The sequence below is a fragment of the Mycobacterium sp. genome, from assembly GCF_050700595.1.
GTDB lineage: Bacteria > Actinomycetota > Actinomycetes > Mycobacteriales > Mycobacteriaceae > Mycobacterium.
In genome coordinates this window covers 1-19,464 of sequence record NZ_JBOHHI010000120.1, presented here as the reverse complement: position 1 = coordinate 19,464, position 19,464 = coordinate 1, and the positions used below count along the sequence as shown (strand labels likewise).

Here is a 19,464-nt window from a genome sequence, read left to right as displayed (position 1 = left end):
CTAACATAGCATGAGTTATTCGTCATTAACCGAAATTGGCGGGCAGCAGATGACCACTCCGGCGGCGAACCGCGACGCACACCGCGCGCTGGTATCGCAGTTGCGCGACAAGCTGGCCACGGCCTCCCTGGGTGGTTCGGAACGCTCGCGCGCCCGTCACGTCGACCGGGGCAAGCTGCTGCCGCGGGACCGGGTTGATGGCCTGCTCGACCCCGGCAGCCCGCTGCTCGAGATTGCGCCGTTGGCTGCCGACGGCATGTACGACGACGAGTGCCCCGGTGCAGGCATGATCACCGGCATCGGCCGGATCTCCGGCCGCGAATGCATGATCGTGGCCAACGACGCGACGGTCAAAGGCGGTACCTACTACCCGATCACCGTCAAAAAACACTTGCGGGCGCAGGAGATCGCCGGCCAGAACCGGTTGCCGTGTATCTACCTCGTCGACTCCGGTGGTGCGTTTTTGCCGCGTCAAGACGAGGTGTTTCCCGACCGGGAGCACTTCGGCCGGATCTTCTACAACCAGGCCAAACTCAGTGCCGAAGGTATCCCGCAGATAGCTGCCGTGCTCGGATCCTGCACCGCCGGTGGGGCTTACGTGCCGGCGATGAGCGACGAGGCGGGGATCGTCCGCACCCAGGGCACCATTTTCCTCGGCGGACCGCCGCTGGTGAAGGCCGCCACCGGAGAGGTCGTCACCGCCGAGGAGCTCGGCGGTGGTGACCTGCATTCCAAGACTTCCGGTGTCACTGATCATCTCGCCAATGACGACCGCGACGCGCTGCGCATCATCCGGCGCATCGTCGCCACGCTGGGCCCTCGCCAACCGCCGATCTGGGATGTGCTGCCAAGCGTGGACCCGATCGCCGACCAGAGCGAGCTCTACGACGTCGTTCCGATCGATGCACGGATTCCCTACGATGTGCACGACGTCATCACCCGGGTTGTCGACGGCGGCGAATTCGGTGAGTTCAAGGCGGAATACGGCAGTACGCTGGTCACCGGGTTCGCCCGTATTCACGGTCACCCGGTCGGAATCGTCGCCAACAACGGTGTGCTGTTTTCCGAATCCGCAGTCAAGGGAGCACATTTCATCGAGTTGTGCGATAAGCGGCTGGTGCCGCTGCTTTTCCTGCAGAACATCTCCGGGTTCATGGTGGGCCGTGACTACGAGGCCGGCGGAATTGCCAAACACGGCGCGAAGATGGTGACCGCCGTCGCCTGCGCGCGGGTGCCCAAGCTGACCGTGGTCATCGGCGGGTCCTACGGTGCGGGCAACTACTCGATGTGCGGGCGGGCGTATTCGCCGCGCTTCTTGTGGATGTGGCCGAACGCACGAATCTCGGTGATGGGGGGCGAGCAGGCGGCGTCGGTGCTGGCGGCGGTGCGCGGGGAGATGACGGCCGAGGAGGAAGACGCGTTCAAAACGCCGATACGCGCCCAGTACGAACATCAGGGTGACCCGTACTACTCGACAGCCCGGCTCTGGGATGATGGGGTGATCGACCCGGCCGACACCAGAACCGTTGTGGGTCTCGCTCTGTCGGTCGTGGCAAATGCGCCGGTCGAGCCGGTCTCCTACGGTGTGTTCCGGATGTAGAGCAGATGAGTATGAGAGAACTGAGTACCGTTCTGGTCGCCAACCGCGGTGAAATCGCCGTGCGGGTGATCCGCACGTTGCAGGCGATGGGCATCAGGTCGGTGGCCGTTTACAGTGACGCCGACGCCAGCGCCCGCCATGTCGCTGAGGCGGACCTCGCGGTGGGTATCGGGCCCGCGCCCGCCCGCGACAGCTACCTGAACATCGGCGCAGTCGTTGACGCGGCGCTGCGCACCGGTGCGCAGGCCGTACATCCCGGCTACGGGTTCCTTTCGGAGAACGCAGATTTCGCGGCGGCACTGACGTCGGCCGGCGTGATCTTTATCGGGCCGTCAGTTGCGGCCATCAAGACCATGGGTGACAAAATCGCCGCCAAGGCGACCGTGTCGGAGTTCGGCGTACCGGTCGTACCCGGCCTCGCGCGGCCGGGCCTGACCGACGCCGACCTGATCGCCGCGGCCGACGAGATCGGTTACCCGGTGCTGGTCAAACCGTCTGCCGGCGGGGGCGGCAAGGGCATGCGGCTGGTCGAGCGGCCCGCCGGCCTGCCCGCCGCATTGACCAGTGCCCGCCGCGAATCGGCCGCCGCGTTCGGCGACGATACGCTGTTTCTGGAGCGATTCGTGCTGCGGCCCAGGCATATCGAAGTCCAGGTATTGGCCGACAGCTACGGCAACGTGATCCACCTCGGCGAGCGTGAATGCAGCCTGCAGCGGCGGCACCAGAAGGTGATCGAGGAGGCGCCCTCGCCGCTGCTGGACGCCGCGACCCGGGCCCGCATCGGTTCCGCCGCGTGCGACACCGCGCGCAGCGTCGACTACACCGGTGCCGGCACCGTGGAGTTCATCGTGTCCGCTGATCGGCCCGACGAGTTCTTCTTCATGGAGATGAACACCCGGCTGCAGGTCGAGCATCCGGTGACCGAGCTGGTGACCGGATGGGACCTGGTCGAATGGCAGGTGCGCATCGCGGCCGGGGAGAAACTGGCGACGGCTGACGTCACGCTGGCCGGCCACGCGATCGAAGCGCGGGTCTACGCCGAGGATCCCGCCCGCGAGTTTCTGCCCACCGGCGGTTCCGTACTGGCGCTGGTCGAACCGAAAGGCGGCGGGGTTCGGGTCGACTCTGGCTTGTCGGTGGGGACGGTCGTGGGCAGCGAGTACGACCCGATGCTGGCCAAGGTCATCGCCCACGGCGCTGACCGGCAGGCGGCGCTGCGCGCGCTGGACCGCGCCCTGGCCGACACCGCGGTGCTCGGCGTGGTGACCAACGTCGAGTTCGCGCGGTTTCTGCTCGCCGACCCCGACGTTGTCGCCGGCCGACTCGACACCGGGTTACTGGACCGGCGGGCCGGCGAATTCGTCGCGGCGCGGCCGTCGGACAGACAATTCATCGCCGCCGCCGCCGACCGGTGGTTGCGGCGTTGGCCGGACCCGGGGGCGGATCTGTGGGAGGTGCCGTCCGGGTGGCGGATCGGTGCCGCTGTGCCGGTGAGCATCCGGCTGTGCGCCGGTGACCATATCGACCATGTCCACCTCGCCGGGAGCCCGGCGGCTGCGGTGGCCCGCATCGAGGACGGCGAATCCCATACACTGCAAGCGCATCTGGCGGACCGGCACTTGGCGATCACACTGGATGGTGTGCGCACCGAGTACACCGTCGCCACGACCGGTCATCAGACTTGGCTGGCCGCCGACGGCATCACCGCAGTGTTCGAGGAGGTGCTGGAAGCGCCGGTACGCCCCGACGACGAGCAGCGCGGGGACGCCGAATTGACCAGCCCGATGCCCGGGTCGGTCGTCGCCGTCGGTGTCGACGACGGTGCCGAAGTCACGGCCGGCACCGTCGTGGTCACGGTCGAGGCGATGAAGATGGAGCACGCGTTGACGGCCCCGGTTGACGGCGTGGTCGAACTCCTCGTCGCGGCCGGCGATCAGGTCAAGGTGGGCCAGTCGCTGGCCCGAATCATTGTGAGTGCGAAAGGCTAAGGGCGAGCGCATGGCTGACTTCCTGGCGACCGGGATGCTTCCCGACGAGTATGGTCAGTTGGCCAAGACGGTGCGCGATTTCACGCAGACTGTTGTCGCGCCGGTGGCCGCCCGGCACGACGCCGAGCATTCCTTCCCCTACGAAGTGGTCGCCGGGATGGCCGACATGGGCCTGTTCGGGCTGCCCTTCCCGGAGGAGTGGGGCGGGATGGGCGGCGACTACTTCGCTTTGTGCCTTGCCCTGGAGGAGTTGGGCAAAGTGGACCAAAGCGTGGCGATCACATTGGAGGCCGGTGTATCGCTGGGCGCGATGCCGGTCTATCGGTTCGGCACCGAGGCGCAGAAGCGGGAGTGGTTGCCGCCGTTGACCAGTGGTCGTGCCCTGGGCGCTTTCGGGCTGACCGAGCCCGGCGGCGGCACCGATGCCGGCGCGACCAAGACCACTGCTCGTCTCGACGACGGGCACTGGGTGATCAACGGGTCGAAACAGTTCATCACCAACTCAGGTACCGATATCACCAAGCTGGTCACGGTCACCGCCGTCACCGGCGAACACGACGGCAGGAAAGAGATCTCGTCGATCCTGGTGCCGGTGCCCACACCGGGTTTCACCGTCGAACCGGCCTACGACAAGGTCGGCTGGAAGGCGTCGGACACCCATCCGCTGACCTTCGACGACGTGCGCGTGCCGCAGGAGAACCTGCTCGGTGAGCGCGGTCGCGGGTATGCCAACTTCCTGCGCATCCTCGACGAGGGCCGCATCGCGATCGCCGCGTTGTCCACCGGCGCGGCGCAGGGCTGCGTGGACGAGAGCGTCAAGTACGCCCGGGAGCGTGAAGCGTTCGGACGACCGATCGCCCGGTATCAGGCCATCGAGTTCACCATCGCCAGGATGGAGGCCCGCGCCCACACCGCCCGCACCGCCTACTACGACGCCGCGGCGCTGATGCTGGCCGGTAAGCCGTTCAAGAAGCAGGCGGCGATCGCCAAGCTGGTGGCCAGCGAGGCGGCCATGGACAACGCCCGTGATGCCACCCAGATCCATGGTGGTTACGGGTTCATGAATGAGTTCACCGTGGCCCGTCACTACCGGGACAGCAAGATCCTGGAAATCGGGGAAGGGACCAGCGAAGTGCAGTTGATGCTGATCGCCAGAGAGGTGGGCCTGTGATGAAGCCGCTCGAGTACCGGGAGGTCGTCCAGCGGGGATTGTGGTTCGAAGAGTTCGAAACGGGCGTGCGCTATCTGCATCGCCCGGGCCGGACGATCACCGAGGCCGACAACGTGTTGTTCACGACGATGACGATGAATACCCAGGGGCTGCACCTGGATGCGGCGTTCTCCGATGCGCTGCCACCATTTCATCAGCGGTTGGTGAACTCGATGTTCACCCTGTCGACTCTGGTCGGGTTGTCGGTCGCCCAGCTGACCCAGGGCACCATCGTCGCCAATCTCGGATTCTCCGAGATCGCATTTCCCAAGCCGCTGTTTCACGGCGACACGCTCTACGCCGAAACCGTGATCACCGACAAACGGAAGTCCAAAAGCCGTTCGGGCGAGGGCATCGTGACGTTCGCGCACACCGGACGCAACCAGCACGATGACGTCGTCGCCACCGCGACCCGCAAGACGCTGGTGCGAATGCGGCCGGCCGAGGAATGATGGGACTGCACAACCCCGGCCCGGCGTGGCTGTTCTGCCCGGCAGATCGCCCCGAGCGCTTCGGAAAGGCTGCTGCCGCAGCGGATATCGTGATACTCGACCTCGAGGACGGGGTGGCCGCCGCGGATAGACCTGCCGCGCATAAGGCCCTTGTCGATGTTCCTCTCGACCCGGCCCGCACCGTGGTGCGGGTCAACCCATCCGGCACAGCCGATCAGGCCCGAGACCTGGAAGCCTTGTCCCGCACCCGCTACGACACCGTGATGCTGCCCAAGTGCGAAGGCGCCGACCACGTCACTGCGCTGGCACCGCTGGGCGTGATAGTGCTGGTCGAATCACCTCTGGGTGCGCTCGCCGTCACCGAGAGCGTCCAAGCCGACAACGCCGTCGCGGTGATGTGGGGTGCAGAGGATCTCTTTGCCGTACTCGGCGGCACCGCCAACCGCTACCCGGATGGGACCTACCGCGAAGTGGCCCGCCATGTCCGCTCCCAGTCGCTGTTGGCGGCCAAGGCGTACGGCCGGTTCGCGCTGGATTCGGTCTTCCTCGACATCAAGAATCTCGACGGGCTTCGCGCCGAGGTCGACGACGCCGTCGCGGTCGGCTTCGACGCCAAGGTTGCCATTCATCCCAGCCAGCTGCCGGTGATCCGGGCCGGCTACACACCGACGCCCGAGCAGGTGCAGTGGGCGCGACACGTGCTGGCCGCCGCCGCCGATCAACGCGGCGTCTTCGCATTCGAAGGCATAATGGTGGATATGCCAGTGTTGCGGCGAGCCGAGCGGATCGTGCAGCTGGCGGTTGACTCCGGCTCGTAGCAGTCTCGGACGTCGAGGTTTGCTGCGACCGCCGCAGCCTGGGCGTTAGGAGGCGGTATGGCTGAGCTAGCTGGAACGCCGATGACTGTCGACCTCGAACCGGTGCAGCTCGTCGGCCCGGATGGAACAGCGACCGCAGAAGACCGCTACAGTCGCGATCTCCCGGCCGAGACCCTGTGCTGGCTCTACGAGATGATGGTGATCACCCGCGACCTGGACGCTGAGTTCGTCAACCTGCAGCGGCAGGGTGAATTGGCGTTGTTCACGCCCTGCCGGGGTCAGGAGGCCGCCCAGGTCGGTGCGACGGCCTGCCTGCGCAAGACCGATTGGCTGTTTCCCCAGTATCGCGAGCTGGGCGTCTATCTGGTGCGCGGCATTCCGCCCGGCAACGTCGGCGCTATGTGGCGCGGAACCTGGCACGGCGGGCTGGAATTCACCAAAAAGTGTTGCGCGCCGATGTCGGTTCCGGTCGGCACGCATGCCTTGCATGCAGTCGGGGCGGCGATGGCCGCACAGCGCCTCGGCGAGGAGTCGATGACGGTGGCCTTCGTCGGCGACGGCGCCACCAGTGAGGGCGACGTGCACGAGGCGCTGAACTTCGCCGGGGTGTTCACTGCGCCGTGCGTGTTCTACGTGCAGAACAACCAGTGGGCGATCTCGGTCCCGGTGCGCAAGCAGACCGCCGCGCCGTCGATCGCGCACAAGGCCATCGGATACGGAATGCCCGGCATCCGAGTGGACGGCAACGACGTGCTGGCCTGCTACGCCGTGATGAGCGAAGCCGCCGCACGCGCCAGAGCCGGCGACGGGCCAACCCTGATCGAGGCGATCACCTGCCGGCTCGGCCCGCACACCACCTCCGACGATCCGAGCCGCTACCGCAGCCAACCGGAACTCGACCGCTGGCTGGCGCTGGACCCGATTCCGCGCTACCGGACCTACTTGCAAGGCCAGGGCCTGTGGTCGGACCGGCTGGCAGAACGGGTGGCCGCCCGATCCAAGCGGCTGTGCGCCGAGTTGCGCGATGCGGTGACCGACGCACCCGACATCGACGTCGACGAGGTCTTCACGACGGTGTACGCCGAGATCACGCCCGCATTGCAAGCCCAACGGCGGCAGTTGCGGGCCGAGCTGGCCAGGGAGACGTGATGACTCAGATCGTCGAACCTCCGACCCGCGCGCCGACCCCGCCGTCCACCGAGCGATGGCTGACCATGGTGCAGGCGCTCAATCGCGCATTGCACGACGCGATGGCCACCGACAACCGGGTGCTGGTGTTCGGCCAGGACGTCGCGGTGCAAGGCGGCGTGTTCCGGGTCACCGAGGGGCTGGCCGAGACCTTCGGCGAAGACCGTTGTTTCGACACACCGCTGGCCGAGTCCGCGGTGATCGGGATCGCCGTCGGCCTGGCGTTGCGCGGCTTCGTGCCGGTGCCGGAGATCCAGTTCGACGGGTTCTCCTATCCCGCGTTCGACCAGGTGGTCAGTCACCTGGCCAAGTACCGGACCCGCACCCGTGGCGAGGTCGACATGCCGGTCACAGTCCGGATACCGTCCTTCGGCGGCATCGGCGCGGTCGAACACCATTCGGAATCCACCGAGTCCTACTGGGCGCATACCGCCGGTCTCAAGGTCGTGGTGCCGTCGACGCCGTCAGACGCCTACTGGCTGCTGCGCCATGCCATTACGTGTCGCGACCCGGTGATGTTCTTGGAGCCCAAGCGACGCTACTGGGGCCGCGAGCTCGTCGACACCACCCGGCCCGAACCACCGATCGGGCACGCGAAGATACGTCGGGCCGGCACCGACGTCACCGTGCTGACCTACGGCGGCCTGGTGGCCACCGCCGTGTCAGCCGCGGAGGCAGCCGTCCGCCAACATGGTTGGAGCCTGGAAGTTGTCGATCTGCGGTCGCTGGTCCCGCTGGACTTCGACACTGTCGCCGCGTCGATCCGCCGTACCGGGCGCTGTGTGGTGCTGCACGAAGGGCCGCGAAGCCTGGGGTATGGTGCCGGGCTGGCCGCCCGCATCCAAGAGGAGATGTTCTACGAGCTGGAGGCGCCGGTGTTGCGCGCCTGCGGGTTTGACACCCCGTACCCGCCGGCGCGGCTGGAGAAGCTGTGGCTGCCGGGTCCGGACCGGCTGCTGGACTGTGTCGAGCGGGTCCTGGCGCTGCCGTGAGCGATCAGCAGGTGAAGTCGTTCGTCGTCCCCGACCTTGGCGAGGGGCTCCAAGAGGTCACCCTTTCGCACTGGAACGTCGGGGTCGGCGAGGACGTCGAACTCAACCAACCCTTGTGCTCGGTGGAGACCGCCAAAGCCGAGGTCGAAATCCCCAGCCCATACGCGGGCCGGATCGTCGAAATGGGTGGTGCCGAAGGTGAAGTGCTGCCGGTCGGCTCGCTGTTGGTGCGCATCGACACCGCGCCCGGCGCGGCGGCGAACGGGGAGCCGCCCGCGCGCAACCCGGTACTGGTGGGGTACGGAGCCGATAACGCCCTGGACACCAGCCGGCGTCCGAAGGCCAAGCCGGCGGTGCGGAAGCTGGCTGCCGAGGCGGGCGTCGATTTGCGCAACGTGCCGCCCGGACCCGACGGCTTGATCAGTCGCGAAGCTGTATTGGCGGCAGCAGAAGTCAGTACAGAGCGCTCCTACGATGTGTTAGCGGTGCGCGGAGTTCACGCCGAGATGGCGCAGCGGATGACATTGTCGCGCAGCCAGATTCCAGACGCGCATGCCAGTGTTCAGGTGGACTGCTGCAGCCTGGTAAGGCTGCACGACCGACTCGAGGGGATTACCCCGTTCGTGCTGACGCTGCGGCTACTGGTCATCGCGTTGACGCATCACCGGATCTTCAACTCCACCTGGGCAGACGGCCCCGACGGCCCAGAGGTGCATGCCCATCACGCGGTGCATCTGGGCGTCGCGGTCGCCGCGCCGCGCGGGCTGCTGGTGCCGGTGGTCGCCGATGCGGGGCGGAAGACCACCCGCGAACTGGCCGAATGTGTGGCTCGACTGATCCGGGACGCACGGGCGGGCACCCTCAAACCCGGCGAGTTGCAGGGCTCGACGTTCACCGTGTCCAACCTCGGTGCCCTGGGTCTTGACGAGGGCGTGCCGGTGATCAACTACCCGGAGGCGGCGATCCTGGGGATGGGCTCGCTGCGGCCACGGCCCGTGGTCGTCGACGATGCGGTCGTCGTTCGCCCGCAGATGACGCTGACCTGTGCGTTCGACCATCGTGTCGCGGACGGTGCCCAGGTCGCGCAGTTCCTCGGTGAGCTGCGTCAGCTCATCGAATCACCGGAGACGGCGCTGTTGGATCTGTAGGCGCGACTACCTGCGACGCGCGGCGGACAATCTTGCGGCGAACTCCGGGGACCGGATCGATGCGGCCTGCGGGCCGAGTTCGGTGTTTTTGGCCAGTTCGTGCTGCTCGGTGTCGACCGATCCCGGGTTAGCGGTGGCGCGAATCGTGGCCTTGGTCGCCAGCACGACGTCCCGCGGGGCGGCCGCAGGGCCCGCCGCCAGCTCGACCGCGGCGGCAACCGGGTCATCGGCGATGCTGAGCGCCAGCCCGTGTCGCACAGCGGATTCCGCGTCGAAGCGCATCCCGAACAACAGAGCGGCCCGGGCAACCTGCGGCCCCACCGCCCGCTGCAGCATCCAGGTCGCGCCGCCACCGGGGTGCAGTCCCAGCCTCTGGAACCGGGCGTCGAACAACGCGGCGGGCCCGGCGATCCGCACGTCGGCGGCCAGGGCCAGGTTCAGTCCGGCTCCGACGGCTGCGCCGTTGACCGCGGCGATCGTGGGCAGCGTGCACTTACCGACGGCCATGAACCCGTCGTAGAGCTGCAGCAGACCCTCCTCGGCCGCCTCACCCAGCGCGCTCAGGTCGGCGCCCGCGCAGAACGCCTTGCCCGCGCCGGTGACGACGACGGCATGCACGTTCCGATCGGCCTCGGCGCGTTCCACCGCGCCGCGCAGCTGCGTCGACATCGCGGAGGTGACGGCGTTGCGCCGATCGGGGTCGTTAACGGTGATCAACGCGACGTGATCGTCGACGCGGTATAGAACGAGGTCGGACTGGGCCATCTGGCGTCTCCAGGGGTTGGAATCAGACCCGCCACGGGGATGGGTAGCAGTTTGCGCTGGTCAGATCGTGCCCCCGGCAGGACTCGAACCTGCGACCACAAGATTAGAAGTCATGCGCTCTGTCCAGCTGAGCTACGGGGGCTGGGAAACTCCCAGCTCAGTGTAGCCAACGGCGATCACAGAGAACTCCGGGCGCGCAACGCCGAGCGAAATCCCCTTGGGGGGGAGTGCGATTCGCTAATGTGTGCGCCACGGCACATGTACAGTGCGACACACGTGCAATACCGGTGGCGCAAGCCTCGGACGCACGGTGGCGCGTGTGCCCACGTCGAGGAGTGGCGTTGCGATGAGCTTGACCCTGGATTTGACCACTCGGGCCTCGCAGGCGCGTGCGGAGGCGCTGCGCCAGGGGCGACAGCTGGCGGCGGGCCCGATCGACGCCTACCGCACCGGCGCCCTGTTACTGCGCGGCTCGCCGTCACTGCTCGCCTGGTTCGCCGGCTGGCTCTCGGCGGAATTTCCACCGCAGGTCGTGACCGGGCATGCGCTGTCCGGGGTGACACCGCTGTCGGTCGGTCGAGTGGCGACCATGTGGGCGGCGCAACGGGCAGACCGCATCCTCACCGCCGCGCTGGAGGAGTCCTTCGGGCCCGGCTACCACAAGCTGGTGCGCCATCCCAGCACGGATCGGCCCGAGTACGCACACCGCGGTGGGCTGCTGGAGGCCACCGGACATCGCCGCCGGTACGCGGCGCAGACGTCGGACATCGCCTACGGACAAGGCAGCCGCGACAACCTGCTGGACATCTGGCGTCACCCCGATTTGCCGGAGGGGTCTCGAGCCCCGGTGATGATCCAGGTCCCCGGCGGCGGATGGGTGGTCAACGGCAAACGGGGACAGGCGTATCCGCTGATGGGCCGGATGGTCCAACTCGGCTGGATCTGCGTGTCGATCGACTACAGCAAGAGCCCGCGCAAGGCGTGGCCGGCGCACATTATCGACGTCAAACGCGCGATCGCATGGGTCCGCGAAAACATCGCCGACTACGGTGGCGATCCTAACTTCATCGCGATCACCGGCGGCTCCGCCGGCGCACACCTGGCGTCGCTGGCCGCGCTCACCGCACGCAACCGGGAACTTCAGCCCGGGTTCGAAGACGCCGACACGACCATTCAGGCGGCGGCGCCCTATTACGGCGTCTACGACTTCACCGATGTCGGGAAAATGCACGAAATGATGCTGCCGTTTCTCGAGCGCTTCGTGATGCAAACCCGTTACGCCGATAACCCTGGAATATTCGAATCGGCCTCGCCGATTTCGCACGCACACAAAACGGCTCCGCCGTTCTTCGTTTTGCACGGCGAGAATGATTCGCTGATTCCCAGGGCGCAGGCTCAGACCTTTTGTGCCACGCTGCGTGAGGCCGGTGCTCGTACGGTGAGCTACGCGGAGCTACCCAACGCGCATCACGCCTTCGACACCATGGCCACGGTGCGGTCGCGACTGGCAGCCGATGCCGTCGCCGACTTTTTCGGCGTCGTTTACGGGCGATATCTCCGGTCTCGACGGCGGGTTCTGCGCAAACAGACCGCATCGGCCAGCTGAATTTCCAATTCGACCGTATACCAAAGTATTTCGTGCAGCATTGCGCCGTTATTAATCTTGATGAGCCGATCCGGGCAAACGGCTACCACCATCGCGTCGACCAGACTAGCGTTGTGGACATATGTGGGTCAGACGGGTAATGGGAGGCTGGCATGGCGGTGGCTGAGTCCATCGACGCGGCCGGATTGCCGACGGTGCTGGGGGCGGTCGATTATCTGCTGCATCGGGGGGAAGCCAACCCGCGGACCCGCTCGGGCATCATGGCACTGGAAGTTCTCGATACCACGCCGGACTGGGACCGCTTCCGCACCCGCTTTGAAAACGCGTCCCGGCGGGTGTTGCGGCTGCGGCAGAAGGTGGTCGTGCCGACGCTGCCGACGGCGGCACCGCGCTGGGTGGTCGATCCCGACTTCAACCTGGACTTCCATGTGCGCCGGATGCGCGTCGCGGAACCCGGCACGTTGCGGGAAGTGTTCGATCTGGCCGAGGTGATGCTGCAGTCGCCGCTGGATATTGCGCGGCCACTGTGGACGGCGACCTTGATCGATGGCCTCGCCAAGGGGAAGGCCGCGACACTGCTGCACCTGTCCCACGCCGTCACCGACGGTGTGGGCAGCGTGGAGATGTTCGCCCAGATCTACGATCTCGAGCGTGAGCCGCCGGCCGAGCCGCCGCCGCCGCCGCAACCCATTCCGCAGGACCTGTCGCCCAACGACCTGATGCGCCAGGGCATCAACGACCTGCCCTTCGCCGTGGCCGGCGGAGTCCGCGATGCACTGTGGGGAGCGGCGTCGCTGGTCGGTCGGGCGGTACGCAACCCGATGTCCGCGGTGGCCGGGGCGGTCGGCTACGCCCGCTCAAGCGCGCGGGTGATGAGCCGGGCGGCCGAGCCCTCGCCGCTGCTGCAGCGTCGCAGCCTGGCCACCCGCACCGAGGCGATCGACATTCCGCTCTCCGATCTGCACAGGGCCGCCAAGGCGGGTGGCGGATCGATCAACGACGCCTACCTCGCCGGTCTGTGCGGGGCGCTGGGTCGTTACCACGAGGTGCTCGGCGTGCCGGTCGCCACGTTGCCCATGGCGGTGCCGGTAAACCTGCGCGCCGAAGCTGATCCGGCCGGCGGCAACCGGTTCACCGGGGTGAACCTGGCGGCGCCGGTGGGCACGGCAGATCCGGTCGAGCGGATGAGAAAGATCCGCGCGCAGATGACCCAACGCCGCGAGGAGCCCGCGATGGACGTCATCGGCTCCGTCGCGCCGCTGATGAGTGTCTTGCCGACGCCGTTGTTGGAAGCCATGACCGGCTCGGTGATCGCCTCCGACGTGCAGGCCAGCAATGTGCCGGTCTACCCCGGCGACACCTACCTCGCCGGAGCAAAGATCCTGCGGCAGTACGGTATTGGCCCGTTACCCGGTGTGGCGATGATGGTCGTGCTGATATCGCGGGGCGGGTACTGCACCATCACTGTGCGCTACGACCGGGCCGCCGTGCGCCATGAGGAATTCTTTGCCCGCTGCCTGCTGGAGGGCTTCGACGAAATCCTCGCGATGGGCGGCGAGCCTACGCCGCACGCGGTGCCCGCATCGTTTGGTGGGCAGCCGCCTGATTCGTCGGCCCGATCGGTGTCAGGCTCATGAGCACTGCCGAGGAGCGCTCGTCGCAGAAACGGTCCGGTGATCTTCGGCTGCCCGGATCGGTTGCCGAGATCGAGGCCAGCCCGCCCGGGCCCAAGATCGGTGCGTTCTTCGATTTGGACGGAACCCTGGTAGCGGGGTTCACCGGGGTGATCCTCACCCAGGAGCGCTTCCGGCGCCGCGAGATCGGTGTCGGGGAGCTGATCGGCATGGTTCAAGCGGGGCTGAATCACCAACTCGGCCGCATCGAGTTCGAAGAACTCATCCTCAAGGCGTCCGCGGCGTTGCGGGGTCGACTGCTGAGCGATATGGACGAAATCGGTGAGCGGTTATTCGTCCAAAAAATCGAGAGCCGGATCTATCCGGAGATGCGGGAACTGGTGCGGGCCCACCTTGCCCGCGAGCACACCGTGGTGCTCAGCTCGTCGGCGTTGACCATTCAAGTCGAGCCCGTTGCTCGTTTTCTCGGCATCCCGAACACTCTGACCAACAAATTCGAGACCAACGAGGACGGGATTCTCACCGGTGGGGTGGTCAAACCGATCCTGTGGGGGCCGGGCAAGGCGACGGCGGTGCAGCAGTTCGCCGCCGAACACGATATCGACTTGAAGGACAGCTATTTCTACGCCGACGGCGACGAGGACGTGGCGTTGATGTACCTGGTCGGTAACCCGCGGCCGACCAACCCGGAAGGCAAGATGGCCGCCGTCGCCCGGCGCCGCGGCTGGCCGATTCTGCGCTTCACCAGTCGCGGCGGTGTGGGTATCGGCACGCAGTTGCGGACACTTGCCGGACTCGGTTCGATGTTCCCAGTTGCCGCCGGCGCGCTGGGGATTGGCTTGCTGACCCGCAGCCGGCGCCGCGGGGTGAACTTCTTCACCTCCACGTGGTCACAGCTGCTGCTGGCCACCAGCGGTGTGCATCTCAATATCGTTGGCGCCGAGAACTTGACCGCGAGGCGTCCGGCGGTGTTCATCTTCAACCACCGCAACCAGGCCGACCCGATCATCACCGCCGCGCTGGTGCGCGACAACTGGGTCGGCGTGGGCAAAAAGGAGTTGCGGAGCGACCCGTTCATGGGCACTCTCGGCAAGTTGCTCGACGCCGTGTTCATCGACCGCGATGATGCGACCGCCGCGGTGGAGACCCTGCACGAAGTCGAAGAGCGTGCGAAGAAGGGACTTTCGATCATGATCGCCCCGGAAGGCACCCGGGTCGACACCACCACGGTCGGGCCGTTCAAGAAGGGGCCGTTCCGAATCGCGATGGCCGCCGGCATCCCGATCGTGCCGATCGTGATCCGCAACGCGGAGATCATCGCTGCGCGCAACTCCAGCACGATGAACTCCGGCACGGTCGATGTCGCGGTGTTCCCACCGATCTCGGTCAGCGACTGGACCCTTGACGAGCTGGGAGACCGGATCGCCGAGGTGCGCCAACTGTATCTGGACACGTTGGCCGACTGGCCGGTCGACGAGCTGCCCAACACCGCGCTGTACACCCGGGGGAGGAAGGCGGCGCCGCGCAAGCGTGCCGCCGATACCAAGACGCGGGCCAAAGACACCGCCGCGAACAAGAACAAACCCGCCAAGGCGGCACGTCGGCCGAAGGGACGGCTGTGACGGCGGCGGCCGCCGACACCGGCACCTTCGCCACCAGCGACGACACCCTGGTCCTGGCATCCGTGTCGTCACCGGTGGAATCCGAGCTGTTGGCCGATTGGCTGGCAAAGCAGCGTGACCGGTACCCGGACGCCAAGATCGACGTGCTCCGGTTGCCGCCGCGCAACGCGCCGCCCGCCGCGCTCGCCCAGCTCGTCGAGCAACTCGAACTCGACGAGGACCGGTCGATCGTGCCGGTGCGGGTGTTTTGGCTGCCGCGTGCGGGCGCTTCGGCTTTGAGCAGGGTCGCGGCGTTGCTTCCCGGTAGGGATCCTTACCATCCCGGTGATCGTCAGCAGCGACGCGTCGTGCGGTCCGAACCTGCACGCGCCCGGGTGGTGGCGGGCGAATCCGCGAAGGTCTCCGAGCTGCGTCAACAGTGGCGGGACATCACGGTGGGCGAGAGCCCGCGGGATTTCGCGCACTTTGTCACCCGCCGGGCCCTGCTGGCGATGGAACGTGCCGTATACCGGATCCTCGGACCGCAGTACAAGTCTCCGCGGCTGGTGAAGCCGGAGATATTGGCGTCCGCGCGGTTTCGCGCCGGCCTGGACAAGATCCCAGGGGCCACGGTCGAGGCGGCCGGAACGATGCTCGACGAGCTCGCCACCGGGTGGAGCCGAGCGTCCGTCGACCTCGTCTCCGTCCTCGGCAGGTTGCTCAGCCGCGGGTTCGATCCGGAGATCGACTACGACGAGTATCAGGTGGCGGCGATGCGCGTCGCCCTGGAGGCTCATCCGGCCGTTCTGTTGTTCTCGCACCGGTCCTACATCGACGGGGCGGTCGTGCCGGTCGCCATGCAGGAGAACCGGTTACCGCCAGTGCATGTGTTCGCCGGGATCAACCTGGCATTCGGGGTGATGGGTCCGCTGATGCGCCGTTCCGGCGTTATCTTCATCCGGCGCAACATCGGCAATGACCCGCTATACAAGTACGTGCTCAAGGAGTACGTGGGCTACGTCGTGGAAAAGCGGTTCAACCTGAGCTGGTCGATCGAGGGCACCAGGTCGCGCACCGGAAAGATGTTGCCGCCCAAGCTTGGTTTGATGAGTTATGTCGCCGACGCCTATCTGGACGGTCGCAGCGACGACATCCTTCTGCAAGGAGTTTCGATCAGCTTCGACCAGTTGCACGAGACCGCCGAGTACGCCGCCTACGCGCGCGGCGCAGAAAAGAAGGCCGAGGGTTTCGGCTGGCTGTACAACTTCATCAAGGCGCAGGGCGAGCGCAACTACGGCAAGATCTACGTCCGCTTCCCCGAGGCGGTCTCCATGCGGCAGTATCTGGGTCCTCCGCACGGGCCGATAGCCACCGACGACGATACCAAACGTCTTGCACTGCAGAAGATGTCGTTCGAAGTCGCCTGGCGGATTCTGCGGTCGACACCGGTGAACGCCACCGGGCTGGTGTCTGCGCTGCTGCTGACCACTCACGGGGTGGCCTTGACGCTGGGCCAGTTGCACCACACCCTGCAGGATTCACTGGACTACCTCGAACGCAAGCAAACCCCGGTTTCCAACAGCGCGCTGCGGCTGCGCACCCCGGAGGGTGTGCGGGCCGCGGTGGACGCATTGTCCAACGGGCATCCGGTCACCCGAGTCGACGGCGGTCGGGAGCCGGTGTGGCGGATTGTCCCCGAGGACGAGCACACCGCCGCGTTCTACCGCAACTCGGTGATCCACGCCTTCCTGGAGACCTCGATCGTCGAACTCGCACTCGCCCATGCTGGCCACGCCGACGGCGACCGGGTGGAGGCGTTTTGGGCGCAGGCGATGCGGCTGCGAGATCTGCTGAAATTCGATTTCTACTTCGCTGATTCGGCGGCGTTTCGAGACCACGTCGCCGAAGAGCTGGCGTGGAACCAGGATTGGGAAGCTCATGTCGCCGCGGGCGGTGCCGAGATCGATGCGATTCTGTTCACCAAGCGGTCGTTGATGTCTGAGGCCATGCTGCGGGTGTTCTTCGAAGCGTACGAGATCGTCGCCGATGTATTGCGCGACGCGCCTGCGGATATCGGCGAGAAGGAACTGACCCAGTTGGCCCTCGGCGTTGGTCGGCAGTACGTGGCGCAGGGTCGAGTGCGCAGCAGCGAGCCGGTGTCCACGCTGTTGTTCGCGACCGCGCGTCAGGTCGTCGCCGACCAGCACTTGCTGGAGCCCGCGGCGGATCTGGGTGAGCACCGGATCGCGTTTCGCCGCGAACTACGGGCCATTCTTTCCGATTTCGACCACGTCGGGGCGATCGCGCGCAACCAGTTCAGCGCCCGGGAAGCCGAGGCGCGCCGACACGCGGCTCGTTAGCCAGGCACATGCGGCCATACGCTGGATCCATGTCAGGCGTGCGGCGATATGCGGCGGTGTGGCCACTGCTGATCGGGGTGGCCGCCCTGGCCGGCTGCACCGCCGCCGGGATCGCGGCGTTGTCGCTAGCCGATGCGCTGACCGCCACCGGGCTGCCCGATCCCGGCCCGGTGACCACGCTTGGCCTGCCGTTCGTGCGGGCATCGGCGGAGATCGCCGCGGTGGTGGCCGTCGGCTCGTTCCTGTTCGCCACGTTTCTGGTGCCGCCGCAGGACAACGGCGTGCTCGACGTCGACGGGTACCGCGCGCTGCGGCTGGGCACGGTGGCGTCTGGAGTGTGGGCCGTGGGCGCGGCGCTGCTGGTTCCGCTGACCATTTCCGATGTCTCCGGTCAGCCGTTGAGCGCACACCTCAACCCGGTGCGGCTGTGGTCGCTGGCCCGCCTGATCAACACCGCGGACGCGTGGCGATGGACCGCTTTGCTGGCCGCCGCGGTCACGGTGGCGAGTCTGGCGGTGCTGCGCTGGTCATCGACGCCGCTGCTGCTGGGCGGGTCGCTGCTGACGCTGGTCCCGCTCGGGCTGACCGGTCACTCGTCGGCCGGCGGGTCACATGACCTGGCCACCAACAGCCTGCTGATCCACCTCGGCGCGGCAAGCCTGTGGGCCGGTGGTCTGCTGGTCCTGCTGGTCCACGCCGTTTGCGGCGGCCGGCACGCCGAGCTGGCCGCGCGGCGGTTCTCGGCGCTGGCCTTGTGTTGTTTCGTTGCGATGGCGCTCAGCGGTGTCCTCAACGCCCTGGTGCGGGTGGTGCCGTCCGACCTGGCGACTACCGAATACGGACGCCTGGTGATCGCCAAGTTCGTCGCATTGTGCCTGCTCGGCTTCGTCGGCTGGCGGCAACGACGCACCGGAGTCGCTGCCCTGCAGGCCGATCCGACCGCCCGGGGAGCGCTGATCCGACTGGCGCTGATCGAGGCCGCGGTGTTCGGCGTGACGTTCGGCATCGCGGTCGGGCTGGGCCGCACCCCGCCGCCGCCACCCCCGATCCTTCGGCCTTCGATCCAGGAGGTGAAGATCGGCTACAACTTCGCCGGACCGCCCACCCCGGTTCGCGTGCTGTTCGACTGGCGCTTCGACCTGATCTTCGGCACCGCGGCGATCGTGTTCGCGGCCCTGTATGTGGCCGGTGTGCTGCGACTACGCCGCCGCGGCGACAGCTGGCCGGCGGGGCGGACGCTTTCTTGGCTGCTGGGCTGCGCCGCGCTGCTGTTCACGACGTCGTCCGGCGTGGGTCGGTACATGCCGGCGATGTTCAGCATGCACATGGCCGCCCACATGCTGTTGTCGATGCTGGTCCCCGTTCTGCTGGTGCTGGGCGCGCCGGTCAGCCTGGCGCTGCGGGCGTTGCCCACCGCCGGCCGCGGCGACCCGCCCGGCATGCGGGAATGGCTGCTGGGGGCGCTGCACAGCCGGCTGTCGCGGCTTTTCACCAACCCAATTGTCGCGACCGCGCTGTTCGTCGGTGGCTTCTACGGGCTGTACCTCAGCGCAATTTTCGACGCCGCGGTCGGCAGCCATCTCGGCCATGTCGCGATGAACGTGCACTTTCTGCTCAGCGGCTACCTGTTCTATTGGGTGGTGATCGGTGTCGATCCCACGCCGCGGCCGATCCCGCCGCTGGCCAAGGTGGCCGTGGTGTTCGCGTCGTTGCCGCTGCACGCCTTTTTCGGGGTGGTGCTGATGGGCACCAAAACCGTGCTCGGCGCCGACTTCTACCGCTCGCTCGGGCTGAGCTGGCACACCGACCTGATCGGTGACCAGCGATTGGGCGGGGGAATCGCGTGGGCAGCCGGCGAGGTGCCCCTGGTGATCGTGATGCTCGCGCTGCTGGTGCAGTGGGCGCGCAGCGACAACCGCACCGCCCGGCGGCTGGACCGCGCCGCCGAACGCGACGACGACGCCGAGCTGGCCGCCTACAACGCGATGCTGGCCGAGGTGGCCCGCCGCGACGCTCTCGGCAGGCACTGACGCCGTTACTCGCGTAGTCCGGACTCGGCGATCGCGTCTGCTTCCTCTTCGGTCGCCACCGAAGGCCCGGAG

The 19,464-nt window shown here is 67.1% G+C and carries 14 protein-coding genes and 1 tRNA gene; 13 read left to right on the top strand and 2 right to left on the bottom strand.

The window, feature by feature from the left end; all coding sequences use genetic code 11:
• Positions 1-49: 49 nt before the first annotated feature.
• From ACRDTL_RS11875 to ACRDTL_RS11840, 8 genes are read left to right on the top strand one after another with little or no spacing between them, the layout of a single operon-like run.
• Positions 50-1,600 carry a carboxyl transferase domain-containing protein gene (locus ACRDTL_RS11875; RefSeq protein WP_431506914.1) on the top strand — a complete coding sequence of 517 codons (1,551 nt, stop codon included), beginning with the start codon at positions 50-52 and terminating at the stop codon, positions 1,598-1,600.
• Between the two features lie 11 nt (positions 1,601-1,611).
• Complete coding sequence (locus ACRDTL_RS11870) at positions 1,612-3,588, top strand: acetyl/propionyl/methylcrotonyl-CoA carboxylase subunit alpha (RefSeq protein WP_431506903.1); 1,977 nt, start codon at positions 1,612-1,614, stop codon at positions 3,586-3,588.
• Between the two features lie 10 nt (positions 3,589-3,598).
• Positions 3,599-4,759 (top strand): acyl-CoA dehydrogenase family protein, encoded by a 1,161-nt coding sequence (locus ACRDTL_RS11865; protein ID WP_431506902.1) that lies wholly within the window; start codon positions 3,599-3,601, stop codon positions 4,757-4,759.
• A complete protein-coding gene (locus ACRDTL_RS11860) occupies positions 4,759-5,250 on the top strand; it encodes a MaoC family dehydratase (protein ID WP_431506901.1) in 492 nt (163 codons plus the stop codon). Before ACRDTL_RS11865 ends, ACRDTL_RS11860 begins: the two co-directional genes overlap by 1 nt.
• Positions 5,250-6,068, top strand: a complete 819-nt coding sequence (locus ACRDTL_RS11855; RefSeq protein ID WP_431506913.1) for an HpcH/HpaI aldolase/citrate lyase family protein — start codon at positions 5,250-5,252, stop codon at positions 6,066-6,068. Before ACRDTL_RS11860 ends, ACRDTL_RS11855 begins: the two co-directional genes overlap by 1 nt.
• Before the next feature lie 57 nt (positions 6,069-6,125).
• Complete coding sequence (pdhA, locus tag ACRDTL_RS11850; RefSeq protein ID WP_431506900.1) at positions 6,126-7,217, top strand: pyruvate dehydrogenase (acetyl-transferring) E1 component subunit alpha; 1,092 nt, start codon at positions 6,126-6,128, stop codon at positions 7,215-7,217.
• Positions 7,217-8,248: a 3-methyl-2-oxobutanoate dehydrogenase subunit beta gene (bkdB, locus tag ACRDTL_RS11845; RefSeq protein ID WP_431506899.1), complete on the top strand. Its 1,032-nt coding sequence runs from the start codon at positions 7,217-7,219 to the stop codon at positions 8,246-8,248. The genes pdhA and bkdB overlap by 1 nt, the downstream gene beginning before the upstream one ends.
• Positions 8,245-9,396 carry a dihydrolipoamide acetyltransferase family protein gene (locus tag ACRDTL_RS11840; RefSeq protein ID WP_431506898.1) on the top strand — a complete coding sequence of 384 codons (1,152 nt, stop codon included), beginning with the start codon at positions 8,245-8,247 and terminating at the stop codon, positions 9,394-9,396. The genes bkdB and ACRDTL_RS11840 overlap by 4 nt, the downstream gene beginning before the upstream one ends.
• Before the next feature lie 6 nt (positions 9,397-9,402).
• Here the strand turns inward: ACRDTL_RS11840 and ACRDTL_RS11835 are convergent, their stop codons facing one another.
• Both ACRDTL_RS11835 and ACRDTL_RS11830 read right to left on the bottom strand, forming a co-directional pair.
• On the bottom strand, positions 9,403-10,161 hold the full coding sequence (locus tag ACRDTL_RS11835) for an enoyl-CoA hydratase (RefSeq protein ID WP_431506897.1): 759 nt from the start codon (positions 10,159-10,161) through the stop codon (positions 9,403-9,405).
• Between the two features lie 68 nt (positions 10,162-10,229).
• Positions 10,230-10,303 (bottom strand) — tRNA-Arg (locus ACRDTL_RS11830).
• 204 nt (positions 10,304-10,507) lie between these two features.
• Between ACRDTL_RS11830 and ACRDTL_RS11825 the strand changes: the two genes are divergently transcribed.
• From ACRDTL_RS11825 to ACRDTL_RS11805, 5 genes are all read left to right on the top strand, one after another.
• Positions 10,508-11,767 carry an alpha/beta hydrolase fold domain-containing protein gene (locus ACRDTL_RS11825; protein ID WP_431506896.1) on the top strand — a complete coding sequence of 420 codons (1,260 nt, stop codon included), beginning with the start codon at positions 10,508-10,510 and terminating at the stop codon, positions 11,765-11,767.
• Positions 11,768-11,919: 152 nt separating this feature from the next.
• Complete coding sequence (locus ACRDTL_RS11820; protein WP_431506895.1) at positions 11,920-13,404, top strand: wax ester/triacylglycerol synthase family O-acyltransferase; 1,485 nt, start codon at positions 11,920-11,922, stop codon at positions 13,402-13,404.
• Positions 13,401-15,023, top strand: coding sequence for an HAD-IB family hydrolase (locus tag ACRDTL_RS11815; RefSeq protein WP_431506894.1), 1,623 nt, complete (start codon positions 13,401-13,403; stop codon positions 15,021-15,023). Before ACRDTL_RS11820 ends, ACRDTL_RS11815 begins: the two co-directional genes overlap by 4 nt.
• Positions 15,020-17,362, top strand: a complete 2,343-nt coding sequence (locus ACRDTL_RS11810) for a glycerol-3-phosphate 1-O-acyltransferase (protein WP_431506893.1) — start codon at positions 15,020-15,022, stop codon at positions 17,360-17,362. The genes ACRDTL_RS11815 and ACRDTL_RS11810 overlap by 4 nt, the downstream gene beginning before the upstream one ends.
• 29 nt (positions 17,363-17,391) lie before the next feature.
• Positions 17,392-19,392 (top strand): cytochrome c oxidase assembly protein, encoded by a 2,001-nt coding sequence (locus ACRDTL_RS11805; protein ID WP_431506892.1) that lies wholly within the window; start codon positions 17,392-17,394, stop codon positions 19,390-19,392.
• Positions 19,393-19,464: the final 72 nt, after the last annotated feature.